General features: G+C 68.2%; 14 protein-coding genes and 1 pseudogene. 7 read left to right on the top strand and 8 right to left on the bottom strand.

Translation table 11 applies throughout. The features are described from left to right. Positions 1 to 11: 11 nt before the first annotated feature. The 3 genes from ACI8U3_RS07495 to ACI8U3_RS07485 all read right to left on the bottom strand — a co-directional run bounded on the left by ACI8U3_RS07495 (position 12) and on the right by ACI8U3_RS07485 (position 2,962). Entirely contained in the window at positions 12 to 674 is a 663-nt protein-coding gene (locus tag ACI8U3_RS07495) for a phosphoribosylanthranilate isomerase (protein ID WP_415014241.1), read from the bottom strand. Positions 675 to 700: 26 nt separating this feature from the next. Beyond that, the gene (locus ACI8U3_RS07490; RefSeq protein WP_415014240.1) at positions 701 to 1,918 is read right to left on the bottom strand and encodes an NAD(P)/FAD-dependent oxidoreductase; all 1,218 of its coding nucleotides are present in this window, start codon (positions 1,916 to 1,918) and stop codon (positions 701 to 703) included. 120 nt (positions 1,919 to 2,038) lie between these two features. Continuing rightward, positions 2,039 to 2,962 carry an L-threonylcarbamoyladenylate synthase gene (locus ACI8U3_RS07485; protein WP_415014239.1) on the bottom strand — a complete coding sequence of 308 codons (924 nt, stop codon included), beginning with the start codon at positions 2,960 to 2,962 and terminating at the stop codon, positions 2,039 to 2,041. A gap of 105 nt (positions 2,963 to 3,067) precedes the next feature. On the opposite strand from ACI8U3_RS07485, the pseudogene ACI8U3_RS07480 reads away from it, so the two are divergent. From ACI8U3_RS07480 to ACI8U3_RS07465, 4 genes and pseudogenes are all read left to right on the top strand, one after another. Continuing rightward, positions 3,068 to 3,247 (top strand): annotated as a pseudogene (locus ACI8U3_RS07480) (helix-turn-helix domain-containing protein); the annotation flags it as partial. Positions 3,248 to 3,362: 115 nt separating this feature from the next. Next, positions 3,363 to 3,890, top strand: coding sequence for a hypothetical protein (locus ACI8U3_RS07475; protein WP_415014317.1), 528 nt, complete (start codon positions 3,363 to 3,365; stop codon positions 3,888 to 3,890). A 178-nt stretch (positions 3,891 to 4,068) separates the two neighbouring features. Then, positions 4,069 to 4,389 carry a hypothetical protein gene (locus tag ACI8U3_RS07470; protein WP_415014238.1) on the top strand — a complete coding sequence of 107 codons (321 nt, stop codon included), beginning with the start codon at positions 4,069 to 4,071 and terminating at the stop codon, positions 4,387 to 4,389. Positions 4,390 to 4,413: 24 nt separating this feature from the next. After that, entirely contained in the window at positions 4,414 to 4,824 is a 411-nt protein-coding gene (locus ACI8U3_RS07465) for a hypothetical protein (protein WP_415014237.1), read from the top strand. Here ACI8U3_RS07465 and ACI8U3_RS07460 read toward each other — a convergent pair. Next, positions 4,821 to 5,372 (bottom strand): cytochrome b, encoded by a 552-nt coding sequence (locus ACI8U3_RS07460; RefSeq protein WP_415014236.1) that lies wholly within the window; start codon positions 5,370 to 5,372, stop codon positions 4,821 to 4,823. The genes ACI8U3_RS07465 and ACI8U3_RS07460 overlap by 4 nt on opposite strands. A gap of 154 nt (positions 5,373 to 5,526) precedes the next feature. Here ACI8U3_RS07460 and ACI8U3_RS07455 point away from each other — a divergent pair, with 154 nt between their 5' ends. After that, on the top strand, positions 5,527 to 7,311 hold the full coding sequence (locus ACI8U3_RS07455; RefSeq protein WP_415014235.1) for an acyl-CoA dehydrogenase: 1,785 nt from the start codon (positions 5,527 to 5,529) through the stop codon (positions 7,309 to 7,311). Here ACI8U3_RS07455 and ACI8U3_RS07450 read toward each other — a convergent pair. Genes ACI8U3_RS07450 through ACI8U3_RS07435 form a run of 4 tightly spaced genes read right to left on the bottom strand, consistent with a single transcriptional unit; the run spans position 7,308 to position 10,810 of the window. Further along, positions 7,308 to 7,967 (bottom strand): ABC-type transport auxiliary lipoprotein family protein, encoded by a 660-nt coding sequence (locus ACI8U3_RS07450; protein ID WP_415014234.1) that lies wholly within the window; start codon positions 7,965 to 7,967, stop codon positions 7,308 to 7,310. The two genes, ACI8U3_RS07455 and ACI8U3_RS07450, sit on opposite strands and share 4 nt — an antisense overlap. Further along, complete coding sequence (locus tag ACI8U3_RS07445; protein ID WP_415014233.1) at positions 7,964 to 8,902, bottom strand: MlaD family protein; 939 nt, start codon at positions 8,900 to 8,902, stop codon at positions 7,964 to 7,966. The genes ACI8U3_RS07450 and ACI8U3_RS07445 overlap by 4 nt, the downstream gene beginning before the upstream one ends. A 25-nt stretch (positions 8,903 to 8,927) precedes the next feature. Next, positions 8,928 to 9,701, bottom strand: coding sequence for an ABC transporter ATP-binding protein (locus ACI8U3_RS07440; protein WP_415014232.1), 774 nt, complete (start codon positions 9,699 to 9,701; stop codon positions 8,928 to 8,930). After that, on the bottom strand, positions 9,698 to 10,810 hold the full coding sequence (locus tag ACI8U3_RS07435; RefSeq protein ID WP_415014231.1) for an MlaE family ABC transporter permease: 1,113 nt from the start codon (positions 10,808 to 10,810) through the stop codon (positions 9,698 to 9,700). The genes ACI8U3_RS07440 and ACI8U3_RS07435 overlap by 4 nt, the downstream gene beginning before the upstream one ends. 169 nt (positions 10,811 to 10,979) lie before the next feature. Between ACI8U3_RS07435 and ACI8U3_RS07430 the strand changes: the two genes are divergently transcribed. Then, entirely contained in the window at positions 10,980 to 12,026 is a 1,047-nt protein-coding gene (locus ACI8U3_RS07430; RefSeq protein WP_415014230.1) for an extracellular solute-binding protein, read from the top strand. 65 nt (positions 12,027 to 12,091) lie between these two features. Next, entirely contained in the window at positions 12,092 to 13,657 is a 1,566-nt protein-coding gene (locus ACI8U3_RS07425; RefSeq protein ID WP_415014229.1) for an ABC transporter permease, read from the top strand. The last annotated feature ends 19 nt before the right edge of the window (positions 13,658 to 13,676 follow it).

Here is a 13,676-nt window from a genome sequence, read left to right as displayed (position 1 = left end):
GGCCACCAGCGTCAACGTGGGGAGGTTGCGCGCACAGCCTCCAGGAAGGCCGTGATCAGGGCCGGTTCCTTAACACCCGGCGCGCTTTCCACGCCAGAAGATACGTCCAGCATGGGCGCGCCGGATGCCGCCAGCGCCTGCGCCACATTGTCCGGGTTCAGACCGCCGGCCAGGAACCATGGTCGGGCGAAGGTCCGCCCTTTCAGCATGGACCAGTCGAACGACAGCCCCATGCCGCCGGGCAGGCTCGACCCCTCCGGCGTACGGGCGTCGAACATCAGGTGATCCGCCGCCTCGCTCCAGGCGTCCGCGGCCTTCAGATCGGCCGGGCCGGAAACCGGAATGCATTTGATGATCCCGGCCCCGGTTATCGCCCGCACCTGGCCTGCTCGTTCGGGCGTCTCCGATCCATGCAGCTGGATGAAATCCGGCGCGATCCACTCGGCGATCCCCTTCAGCAGGGCGTCGTCCGGATTCACCGTGACCGCCACCACCTTCACCGGCCGCTCCTGCGCCATACCGGCGCCTTCCAGCACCGCCGCCGCCCGCAGGGGCGACACCGCCCGGGGGCTGCGCGGATAGGCCACCAGCCCCACGAAGTCGGCCCCGGCGTCCACCGCCGCCCGCAAGGTCTCTGGCGTCGTCAGGCCGCATATTTTCACGCGCGTGTTCATGGGTCGCAGGTGACGCTCGCGGGGCCTCAGGTCAAGGCGTAGAGGTCCGCATCCCCGTCCGCCTTCCCGCGCACCGCGGCTGCGACGACCTGGCTGGCGATCACCGAATAGGTGATGCCGTTGCCGCCGGAACCCATGACGGCGTGGGTGTGCGCCATGTCCGGAACCAGCCCGATCAAGGGCAGGCCCGTGGCGCTTTCCCCGAAGGCCCCGCCCCAGGCGTAGTCGATGTCGAACGCCACGCCTGGCAAAAGGTCGTGCAGCTTTCGGGCGATGCGCTCGCATTTGCGCCGCACCTTTTCCGGGTCGTCGTGATTGTCCGGCCCTTCCTCGTCCTCGCCCCCCGCGATCAGGCGTCCGTCCCGGGCCATGCGGACGTAGAGGTACGGGTTCGACGCCTCCCACATCAGCGTATCGCGCAACCAAGCCGGACAGCGCGCCCGCGGCTTCGACGCCAGCGCCCAGGTGGAGATCACCTTGCCGCCGGGCGTCGGCACGCCCTTCGGGAACTCGTATCCGCAGCAGAACACCACGTGACGGGCCCGCACGGCTTGGCCGGTGTCAGTGGCGAGGGTGACGCCGTCGGGATCGGACAGCACCTCTGTCACCTCGGCGGGCGCATAAATACGCGCGCCATCAGCCGCGGCGCGGCGCAGAAGCCCCGCCGCCAGCCGGGCGGGATCGGCGCTGGCCGACCCCTGGGACAGGATCGCCCCGGTGCGGTCGATGCCGAACTGTTCGCGCAGGGCCGCGCCGTCCAGATATTCCGAGGGCAGATCCATGGCTGCCCGCGCGTCGGCCTCGGCCTTGAGCGCCCGGTGGCCGTATTCATCCCCCGCCAGATAGAGAGAGCGGCGCTCGGCCAGACCACAGGGTATCCGATCCGCCTCGACGATCCGCTTCAGCGCCTGCACCGCCGACCAGGACCGCGCATAGGCCCGCCTCGCCTTCGCCATGCCGATCCGCTCGGCCAGGGCGGTCAGGGGCAGATCAATCTCCCACTGCAACAGGGCGGTCGAGGCCATGGTGGAGCCCATGAGGGGCGCGCGCCGCTCCAGCACCGCCACCGAATGGTCCTTCGCCAGCTCGCGGGCCATGAAAGCCCCGCTGATCCCGGCCCCAACCACAGCGACGTCCACCGACAACGCCGCCCTGAGAGGCCTTGCGGGCACGCCCAGCCCGGGGCTGTCGACCCATACCGACCGCCCCGTTCGTAGATCCCGCTTGTTGGTGGCGCCGGTCATCAGAAACCTCAGATCGATAAACCCCAAGCCTGAACTCATGGACGATGGGGTTGTTGCCGAGGGATTGAAGAAGAACGGCATCAGCGTTCGATGCCGCCTCAAGCCCACAGGGCTCCAGGCTCAGCCCACGAAGCCCGCCGCCCGCCTCAGCCGGTCATTGACCGCTTCGCCCAGCCCATGGGCGGGGATGGGGGCGACAGCGATGGCCCTGGGCGTCTCGCGATCCGCCTCGCGCAGCATGCGGAACAGGTTGGCCGCGGCCTCACGCAGGTCGCCGGCTTCGGAAAGGCTCCAGCGGCCCTGCCCCACCGAGCCGAAGCCCAGCAGGATTTCGCCCGCCTCGGCGCCGTCCGCATTCAGCCGCACCGGCGCGTCCGGCGCATAGTGCAGCGCCAGCCGCCCGGGCGAGCGGTGCCCCTCTGCGCCGCCCTCCGACAGGGGGCCGGCCAGGGTCTTGATCTCGTCGCGTGTCACCGAGCCGGGGCGCAGCAGGCGGATCGCGCCGTCCATCACCGCAACCACCGTGCTCTCCACCCCCACCGCGCAGGGACCGCCGTCCAGGGCCGCGCCCGCGTGGTCTCCCGTCTCCTCCACCGCATCCTCGAAGGTCGTGGGGCTGGGTCGTCCCGAGCGATTGGCGGACGGCGCCACCACCGCCCCGCCGAAAGCCGCGATCACAGCCCGCGCCCGCATGTGGCCGGGCACGCGCACCGCCACCGTGTCCAGTCCCGCCCGCGCCAGATCGCAGACCGCCGCCCGGTCCCGCACCGGCGCCACGATGGTCAGCGGCCCGGGCCAGAAGGCGTCGGCCAGCGCCCGCGCCCGGTCATCCAGCACCGCGATCCGCTCGGCCTGCGCCGCATCGGCCACATGGGCGATCAGGGGATTGAAGCGCGGCCGTCCCTTGGCCTCGAAGATGCGCGCCACCGCCTCGCCATCAGCCGCGTCGGCGGCCAGCCCATAGACCGTCTCGGTGGGCAGAATTACCAGTTCGCCCCGCTTGAGGGCGACGGCGGCGTGCTGGATCTCGGCCTCGGGCGTCATGCCCGCCAGCTTACGCCATCTCCGACAACTTGAGCAGTTGTTATCAATGAGAGTTTTGCCAGATCAGCGATCCGGGCAACTATCATTCGCATTGATTCGCCGCTGGTGATTTGCGCTGTGTCCTTGCTGGACTTGCTCAGCCCCAAAGAACGGCAGTGCCTGAAGGGTGTCGCGCGGCATCTTCAGGCAGGCGAAATTGCGCATGAAATGGGCGTAGCCCAGGTCACCGTGGAAACCCATCTCGCCAACGCCCGCAGAAAGCTGGGGGTCACCAGCAGCCGAGCTGCGGTTCGGCTGCTGATCGAGAGCGGCGACCTCTGTACCGAGTCATTAGAGGGTTTTTCCCCAATGGCCGGAAAGGCTGGCCGGCCTTCTCATGCCTCCATGACAGGAGGCGCTCATGTTCAAACCGCAAAAGGCCATCCCGAGCTGGTACCAGAGGGACTGGTCGCCAGCCTCTGGATCGGACGAACTTCCGCAGTTGCAGTGGAGCGATGTGCTGCAGGTTGTTCACGACCTGGCCCCGAACAAGACTCGTGCGGAAGCGACGACGAGCCTTTTTCAGCGCCTGCGCTCGGAAGCAGACAACCATTCTCCCATGGATCTGCTCCAGCAGGTGCTGATCTGCGCTTCGACCTTGATGAAGCCGCAAACCCCTGTGCTGTTCGTGGCGCCGCCCAGAAGTCTTCCTGTGCAGATGCCGCGCTGGAGCTGCACGGATGTGGAGGTGGCGCTGAGCTACAGCTGCTCGGGGATGGAGCTGGTCCTCGCCCAGCATCGCTACAACGACCTGCTCAGGCGTTATGGGGCCTGGGGACCGCGCAAGGAGGTTCTGCGGAGCCTTTTTCTGATCGTCATGGGTTTGTCCATTTCCGCCGAGATGGAGCTGAGAAAGGAAGCGGCGCGCGCAATTTGCCGGGCAGCCTGACGCCTGGGCCAGTCTCCAGACTTGGCGCCGTCTGCGTGATCCTGGCGATCACCAGCCTCATCGTCTTTTCCCTCTTGGCAGCCGCAGATTTCGCGTTATGGTTGCAATCATCCTTTTGATGCAATCGTACGAGGGGTCTATGAAACGAGTTGAGGCGGGCAGACAGCTGGCTCACGGGGTGAGCCATGATCTCTTCGCGGCCGAGGCCGCAATCGATGAAGCCATGATGCAGATTGCGGGTCTGGCGCAAAGGCTGCCGCCCGCCAGCAGGGCCGCGGGTTTTGCCTCCACACGCGGTCAGGATGTCTATGAGGCTTTGGGCCACGCCATGGCGGCCCAGATTCAGGCTCGCGCCGCCATGGTCACGGTCCACACGCGTTTGTCGGACCTCAAGGAAAGCTCCCACCTGCGCAGCGTCGCCATCGGCGGCGGTACGAAGGATCCGGAGCGGCCTCCAAGCCCCACGACGGCGCTTGCCGATCAGGTAATTGTGGGTTGATTGTGCGCCCTCGGCGGAGGGCGCATGCAGATATCATCCCAGGAATGGTTGGGTCTGGCGATCATGGCGCTGTCCTGCGCCTTCGCCGCCTGGCGAGGCGGAAGAATGGAAAGACGGACGGCCGCCGTCATTGCAGCCGCCTGGACCTTTTCCATCCTTCTCGATCAGGATGGTCACCATGGCGTTCAGTGGCGCATTCTGGCGATCGACATCCTGCTGCTGGGCTACTTGCTCCATGAAGTCGCATTCGGGAAGCGCCTGTGGCCTCTGTTCGCCGCTGCGGCCCATGGATTCGTCGTCCTGACCCACGCCGCCTTCTTTCTGGATGGCAGAATCCAGCATTGGGGTTTCTTCACCGCATACTACGTCTGGAGCTACGCTGTTCTCGCCGCACTCGTTGGCGGAGCGGTCTGGCGACCGAGGGAGCAGGTCTAGGCGTTTCGTGAGCGCAGGAAGGGCAGCATGCGCTGCAAGACGTTATCCTTGTCGATGAAATAGTGCTTCAGCGCCCCGGCGATGTGCAGGGCGATGAGGATGTACAGCGACTTCACCACCGCGCCGTGGATTTCCATCATCAGCCCGGCGGTCTGGCGTCCGCCGCCGATGGGTAGCAGGGGCCAGTTGAACAGGCCGTACCATTCGATCGCCCGGTCCGCCGCCGAGGACGCCAGCCAGCCGGTCAGGGGCATCACCAGCAGCACCACATAGAACAGGATGTGCGTCGTGCGCGCCGCCAGCCGTTGCCAGCGCGGGGTGGTGGCGGGCAGCGGAATGGCCGGATGCTTCAACCGCCAGCCGAGGCGCAGCAGGGTCAGCAACAGGATCGAGATGCCGTTGGCCTTGTGGGTCGCCATCCACAGGCCCGCATTGGCGCCTTCCTGATCCGCCGCCGAAACCAGCAGGATCTGGCCGATCACCAGCACGGCGATAACCCAGTGCAAGGCCATGGACACGGCGGAATAGCGGCTGCGGGTCTCGGTCATGGGTCCCTCCTGAATTGCAGCGCCCAGTGTGACCGGCCCGGCGCGGTTCGCCAAGGCGCCGCCTCACCATGGCTTGACCCTGCGTGATCTTGCGTCCGGGCCTCGCATCCCCCAATCAGAAGTCAAAGAAAACGCACCGCTTCAGGAACGCCCCATGACCTTCCGCGCCCCCGTTCGTGACCTGGCCTTTTCGCTCCAGGCTGTCGCCGGCATCGACGACGTCGCCGCCACCGGCGCCTTCCCCGACTATGACGCCGATCTGATGGGCGCGGTGCTGGACGCCGCCGGACAGTTTTCGGAACAGGTGCTGGCGCCCCTGAACCGGGTGGGCGACCAGAAGGGCTCGCTCTACGCCAACGGCGCGGTCACCGCCGCGCCCGGCTTCGCCGACGCCTATCGCCAGTTCGCGGCGGGCGGCTGGACCGGCCTGTCCGCCGACGCGGCACACGGCGGCCAGGGTCTGCCCAAGGCGCTTGAGCTGGCGGCGTTCGAGACGGTGCACGCGGCCAACATGGCCTTCGGCCTGTGCCCCATGCTGTCGCTGGCCGCCATCGAGGCGCTGCAGGAGCACGGGACCGAGGCGCAGAAGGACACCTACCTGTCGAAGCTGGTGTCCGGCGAGTGGACCGGGGCCATGGTGCTGACCGAGCCGCAGGCGGGCACGGATCTGGGGTCGTTGACCACGACCGCCACGCCGAATGGGGACGGGACCTACGCCCTGAACGGGCAGAAGATCTACATCACCTGGGGCGACCACGACGCCACCGACAACATCGTGCATCTGGTGCTGGCCCGCCTGCCCGACGCCCCGGCCGGACCCAAGGGGATCAGCCTGTTTCTGGCGCCCAAATATCTGCTCAAGGACGACGGCTCGCCGGGCGAGCGCAACGCCTTCCGGCCGGTGGGCGTCGAGCACAAGCTGGGCATCCACGCCTCGCCCACCTGCGTCATGAGCTATGAAGGCGCGACGGCGGAATTGGTGGGCCAGCCCAATCAGGGCCTGTCGCACATGTTCACCATGATGAACGCCGCGCGTCTGGCCGTGGGCGTCGAGGGCGTCGGCATCGCCGAGCGGGCCTATCAGGGCGCCCTGGCCTATGCGCTGGACCGCCGGCAGGGCCGCAGCGTCTGGACCGGCGAGCACAACGCCCCGATCTTCGACCATCCCGACGTGCGCCGCATGTTGTCCGTGATGAAGGCCCGCATCGAGGCGGCGCGCGGCATCTGCCTGTCCACCGGCGTCGCCGCCGATCTGGCCCGCCATGCCGGGACCGAGGAAGACCGCCGCAAGTGGAAGGCGCGCGAAGACCTGTTCACCCCCATCGCCAAGGCCTGGTCCACGGACATGGGGGTCGAGGTGGCCTCCATGGGCGTGCAGGTCCACGGCGGCATGGGCTTCATCGAGGAGACCGGCGCGGCCCAGCATTACCGCGACGCCCGTATCGCCCCGATCTATGAGGGCACCAACGGGGTCCAGGCCATGGATCTGGTGGGCCGCAAGCTGTCCATGGACGGCGGCGAGGCCGCCCGCGCGGTGATCGCGGACATGCGCGAAACCCTGACCGCCATGGCGGGGCTGTTCGAGGGCAAGCCGGTTGAGCGCTTCGCCACGGCCATCACAGCCGTGGAGGACGCCACCCTGTGGCTGATTGACCGCAAGGCCGAGGCGGAGGGCGCCGCCGACGTGCTGGCGGCGGCGGACGCCTATCTGCGCCTGATGGGCGACGTGATCGGCGGCTGGATGCTGGCCACGGGCGCCCTGGCCGCGAAGACGCGGCTGGACGCCGGCGAGGGCGATCCCGCCTGGCTGAACGGCAAGGTCGCGCTTTATGAGGTATACGCCGCCAACATCCTGGGCCACGTCTCGAGCCGTCTGGCCGCTGTGGGCCAGGGCGGCGCCCTGCTGGAGCGGATGACGCCCGAGGCCCTTGGGGCCTAGTCGCCGAAGGGGCCGTCCGGCACAGGCGTATTGGCCGCCGCCGCATCGGTCCAGTCGACGATCTGGCCGCTGATCTCTGTGGTGGCCGCATCCAGAGCGGCCACAATGGCCGAGACGCGGTTGTCCGACGCGGGCAGGCTTGCGGTGAAAATACGCTCCTCCACCACGTCTCGCGTGGGAAACTGAAGGATGCGCGCGCGAACCGCGATGTGGGCCGTCGGCACGGCGCCTTCGTACTCGTAGCGCGCCTCGAATGACCGTACGTCGATATCCAGCGACAAGGCCGAACGGGTGAACTCGCGCGGTCCGATCAGGCGGGTGTTTCGGCTCTGGTCCGAGAAGGCGCCGGTCAGCGCCTCGGTGAACAGCTGGTCCGCCGGGCTGACCCACCGGGCGCCGGACAGATAGGCCGCCTGTGTTCCCGTGACGGCCAGGATGCGGTCGCCCCGCGCGGCCTCTGAGAACTGGATTCGGCGCATGGAGACGGGGCGCAGCGCGGCCGTCGGCGCGGGCGAGGCGGCCTGCATAGCCGCCTCGGAGGCGCCGAAGCGGTACATCTGCACCGGATCGGGCGTGGACAGCAGGGCGCATCCGGCCGTCAGGGCCGCGGCCGCCGCGATCACCGCCGCGCGTTTCAGAATGAGGGTTCGGCTCATTGTTCGACCTCAAGTTCAATGGATTCCGGGCGGCCGATGAAGTCGCGCGGGCTGCTGCGAACATCATCCACCAGACGATCCAGCGAATCCGCCGCTTCCTCCAGGCTCTGGATGGCGTTGGCGAAACGCGGCAGGCCGTTGGTGGCGAAATCGCCGACCGGCCCCTGCAGGCCTTCGGTGGTTTCGTTCAGGGTGCTCATGGCCTCCTCGGCCTGGGCGGCGGCCCGCTCGATGCTGGCGACGGCGCGGGCGCCGTCGCCCTGAACCAGCTGGCGGGCCTCGGCGCCGAGCGCCTCATACTCGGCGACGGCGCGGTTCGCGCCAGCCAGCGCTTCTTCCAGCTCGCGCAGCATGCCGCGTCGGGCCTCAAGCTCGGTGGTGATTTCCTCGATGTTGTTCAGGCTGGTGGAGAACGAACGGATGTTGTCGTCGGACAGCACTCGGTTGATGCGGTTCAGGGAGTCCACCGCCTCGGCCAGCACCGTGCCGCCGCCTTGCAGCAGTTCGGCGATGGGGCTGGGCTGGCTCTGGATCACCGGCACGACGTCGTCATCGTACTGGGCCTTGAGCAGGGCGCTTTCGGCTTCCCCCGCCGTCACCTGAATATAGTTCAGACCGGTGATGCCCTGGGGCTCCAGCTGGGCGCGGGAGCTGACGCGGATCGGCGTGCCGCCGTCGATGCGGACGCGGGCCACCACCTGATCCGGCTGGTCGGGGTCGAGGGCCAGGTCGGACACCTCGCCCACGCGGATGCCGTTGAAGTGGACCTCGCCGCCTTCCTGAAGCCCGCGCACGGGGCCGTAGAAGACGATGTCGTACAGGTCGTACTCCTCGGCGAACTGAAAACGGGCCAGCCAGATGACGAACACGGCCAGGGCCGCGACGATCGCGATCGTGACCATGCCGACAGCGGCGTAATGTGCGTCTCTTTCCATGCCTAATCCGTCCTCCTGACGGGTCTCATGCCGCCCGGGCCGCGGCGCGTCCGCGCGGTCCGAGGAAATATTCTTGAATCCAGGGGTGGTCTGACTTCTCCAGCTCCTGGACAGGGGCCTTCTCCACCACCTTCTTGTCGGCCAGCACGGCGACATTGTCGCACACCGCGTACAGGCTATCGAGGTCGTGGGTGATCATGAAGATGCTGAGGTGAAGGTCGTCCGAGAGGGTGCGGATCAGCTCGTCGAAGGCGGCCGCCCCGATGGGGTCCAGACCCGCCGTCGGCTCGTCCAGGAACAGCAGTTCCGGGTCCAGGGCGAGGGCGCGGGCCAGACCGGCGCGCTTCTTCATGCCGCCGGACAGTTCGGCTGGCTTCAGGTGGTGGCTTTCGGGGCCGAGGCCGACCATGGCGATCTTCAGTTCGGCCAGTTCGCGGATGGTGTCGCGGGACAGTTTCGTATGCTCGATCAGAGGCGACGAGACATTCTCGATCACCGTCAGGGCCGAGAACAGCGCCCCCTGCTGGAACAGCACCCCCGAGCGGCGCTCGATCTCGGCATGCTCGTCCCGGGTCATCTCGGAGACGTCCTGGCCGAACAGACGCACCGAGCCGCCGTCGGGCTGTTTCAGGCCCAGCACCGTGTTCAGCAGAACCGTCTTGCCCGTGCCCGACCCGCCGACCACGCCCAGCACCTCGCCGCGGTCCAGCGTCAGGTCCAGATCCTCGTGGATGACCCGGTCGCCAAAGGCGGTGAGCAGGCCCTTCACCTGGATGATGGGTTCCGCGCGTTCGGTCATACGCCCATCTCCAGGAACAGCAGGGCGAACAGGGCGTCGAGGAAGATGATGGCGAAGATGGCCTGCACCACCGCCGCCGTGACGCGCCGGCCCAGGGACTCCACGTCGCCCGACACCGCCATGCCCTGACGACAACCGATGGCCGCCACCACGATGGCGAACACCGGCGCCTTGGACAGACCCACCCACAGGTGCTCGACGCCCACGTTCTGTTCAATGCGCTGGATGAAGAAATTGGGCCCGAGCCCCAGCTGGCTCCAGCTGACCAGCAGGCCCCCGAACATGCCGGCGATCACGGCGATGAACGTCAGGAGCGGCAGCATGATCAGCAGCGCCGCGAGACGCGGGATCACCAGGGCCTGAAACGGGTCCACGCCCATGACCTGCATGGCGTCGATCTCCTGATTCATTTTCATTGAGCCGATCTCGGCGGCGAAGGCCGAGGACGAGCGGCCCGCCAGCAGCACGGCGGTGATAACCACGGCGAATTCACGGAACACCGAGATGCCGATCAGTTCGACCGCGAACACCTGGGCGCCGAACTGCTGCAGCAGATCCGCGCCGATGAAGGCGATCACCGCGCCGATGAAGAAGTTGGTGGCGATGACGATGGGTATGGCGTCCAGCCCCGCGCGCTCAACGTGGCTGACCCAGGCGGCCCAGCGGATGCGGCCGGGATGCTTCAGGGCGCTGCCCAGAGCCAGGATAAGCCGGCCCAGGAAAGCCATGGTCTGCATGGCCTCGCTCAGCACGTCATAGACGCCCTGGCCGATCTTGGAGAAGGTTCGGATGATCGCGTCCGGGCGCTTCGGCGGCTCGGCCGTGCCGCGCTCCAGCCGTTCGACCAGGGCGTAGATGCGGCCCGCTCCGGGGTTGTCCTTCCAGGTCTTTTCGGGAACCGGCGCGTCCAGCGCCTGAACCAGAACCAGGGCGCCGGCGGTGTCGAAACCGTCCAGATCGGCGATATCGATCCGGTCCACCGTGACCCCGTTCAGGGCGCGGTCCAGTCGCTGCGGCGTGCGGCGCAGGCCTGCGGTCGTCCAGTCGCCGGACAGGCGCAGCACGGCGCCCTTGTCGCCCGAATCGATCTGGAACTCTGCAGCCTTCATGCGCACACCATAGCTCGCCCCCGCGCATCGCCTAATGGCATAGCCGCGTCGCCGCTCAACGCGCGACACCCTGTTTCCGTTCAGCCACAGGCGAAGAACTGGCGGATGGCTTCTTGCGATTTATTCGCAATGGCTTTAGGACGCCTTCACAGCCTTCAAGGAGTTCCCCATGAGCCTTCGCCTGTCCCTGATCGCCGCCGTCGCCGGCGCCGCCGCCCTGGCGGCCTGCGGCCAGAACGCCGCTGAACCGGAAAACACGGGCTCGGGCGAAGTGAATCTCTACACCGCGCGCCACTATGACGCGGACCTGGCGCTGTACGAGCGCTTCACCGAGGAGACCGGCATTCGCGTCAACCGCATCGAGGGCAACGCCGACCAGCTGATCGCCCGTATGCAGAGCGAGGGCGCCAACAGCCCCGCCGACGTGTTCGTCACCGCCGACGCCGGCGCCCTGTGGCGGGCCCAGAACGCGGGCCTGTTCCAGGCGGCGAACTCCGAGACCCTGAACGCGGCCATCCCCGAGAACCTGCGCGCCCCGGGCGGCGAATGGTTCGGATTCTCGCGCCGCGCCCGCGTGGTGGCCTATGATTCCGAGACCGTCAGCCCCGACGAGATCGACACCTATGAAGAGCTGGCCTCGCCGCGCTTCCGGGGCCGCCTGTGCGTCCGCTCGGGCGACAACGTCTATAATCTGTCGCTGGTGGGCGCCCTGATCGAGGCCTGGGGCGTGGACAAGACCCGCGACTGGGTCGAGGGCATCGTGGCCAACATGGCGCGCCAGCCCGAGGGCGGCGACCGCGATCAGATCCGCGCCATCGCGGCCGACGTCTGCGACATCGCCCTGACCAACAGCTACTACTATATTCGCATGGCCTCGGGCGACGACGAGGGCGACCGCGCCCTGACCGAGACGGTCAAGCTGGGCTTCCCCAGCCTGGATGGACAGGGCAGCCATGTGAACATCTCCGGCGGCGGTGTGGCGGCCAATGCGCCGAACCGCGACAACGCCGTGCGCCTGCTGGAATTCCTGGCCTCGGCGCCCTCGCAGACGCTGGTCTCTCAATACAACAACGAGTTCCCGGCCAGCCCGGACGTGCCCGCGCCCGCCCCGGTGGACGCCTATGCGGACTTTGACGCTCACCCGATGCCGGTCTCGACCTATGGCCCCAATCAGGCCCAGGCCCAGAGCCTGATGAGCGAAGCGGGCTGGCGATAAGCCCCCAATCGGCATCGACGGCCGTGAACGCCCGCCCTGTCGCAAGACGGGGCGGGTTTTCGCCTTTGCGGCTCAGCCCTTTGAAGGCGCTGGCGCTACTGGCCGCCATTACGGCGATCCTGCCGTTGATCGGGGTGGTGGCGGCGGCCCTGTCCGGCGGCGGCGCGGACATCGCGGCGCGGGACCTGACACGCTACGCCCTGACCTCGGCGGCTCTGGCCCTGATGGTGGCGGTGCTGACCGGTGTGACCGGCTCAATCGCAGCATGGCTGGTGGTGATGCACCGGTTTCCGGGCCGCAACCTGTTCGCCTGGGCCCTGGCCCTGCCGCTGGCCGCGCCCGCCTTCGCCGTGGCCTACGCCTATGCCGACCTGTTCGACGTGGCGGGCGACCTGCGCATGTGGATGCGGCCCGCCCTGGGCTTCGACCTGCCGTTCGAGATGCGGACCCTTTACGGGGCGGCCTTCGTGCTGAGCTGCGCCTTCTATCCCTATGTCTATCTGGCCACGCGGGCGGCCTTCGTGAACCAGTCGGTCCATGCGCTGGAGGCGGCGCGGACCCTGGGCGCCACCTCGCGCGGGGCGTTCCTGCGCGTGGCCCTGCCGCTGGCCCGTCCCGCCCTGGCGGCGGGCATGGCTCTGGCGGTGATGGAGACCCTGGCCGACTATGGCGCGGTGCAGTTTCTGGCGGTCCAGACCCTGACCACCGGCGTGGTGCGGGCCTGGTCGGTCTATGGCTCCACCGCCTCGGCGGCCCAGTTCGCCCTGCCCCTCATGGGCGCGGCCGCCCTGCTGATGTGGCTGGAGCGCTGGGGGCGAAAGGGACGCGGCTTCGAGAGTCCCAACGCCCGCTGGCGGCCCCTGCCGACCACGGCGCTGAGCGGGATCAAGGCGTGGGGCGCCACGGCCTTCTGTCTGGCGCTTCTGACCTTCGGCCTGCTGCTGCCTGCCGGATGGCTGGCCTGGTCGTCGCTGGACATCATCCCGGAATGGCCGCGTCTGCAGCGGGCGGCGTTGAACACCGTCAGCATGGGCGGCATCGGGGCGGTGGTCACGGTTCTGCTGGCCGGGGCCCTGGCGCTGGGCGCGCGGACCCTGCCGCTGGCCGCCCGGGTGGCCAGCCTGGGCTATGCGACGCCGGGCGCGGTCATGGCCATTGGACTTCTTGCCCCGGCGGCGGTGATCTGGCGCGTCTTCCCCGGCGCCGCGTCCGGCTTCGGCATGGGGGTGCTGCTGCTGATCTACGCCTACGCCGCCCGGTTGATGGCCGCGGCGCTGGAGCCCATCGACGCGGGCCTGTCCAAGGTGACGCCGAACATGGTCTGGGCCGCGCGCGGTCTGGGCCGCACGGAGGCGGGCGCCGCCGCCGCCGTTCAGATCCCGGTGGCCTGGGGCGCCCTGATGACCGCCGCGCTGGTGGTGTTCATCGACGTGCTGAAGGAACTGCCCGCCACCCTGATCCTTCGGCCCTTCAATTTCGACACCCTGGCGGTGCTGGCGGACAACTATGCGCGGGACGAGCGCCTGCCTCAGGCGGGATGGCCGTCCCTGATGATCGTTCTCATCGCCCTGCCGGCGGTGATATGGCTGTCCCGCAAGGTCGCCGCCTCCCGCCCCGGCGCGTCCGCATGAACCGAGCCGCGACGTGAAC

The organism is Brevundimonas sp. (assembly GCF_047617075.1).
GTDB lineage: Bacteria > Pseudomonadota > Alphaproteobacteria > Caulobacterales > Caulobacteraceae > Brevundimonas.
The sequence above is the reverse complement of the archived record's forward strand: the minus strand, read 5'-3'. Positions and strand labels throughout refer to the sequence as shown.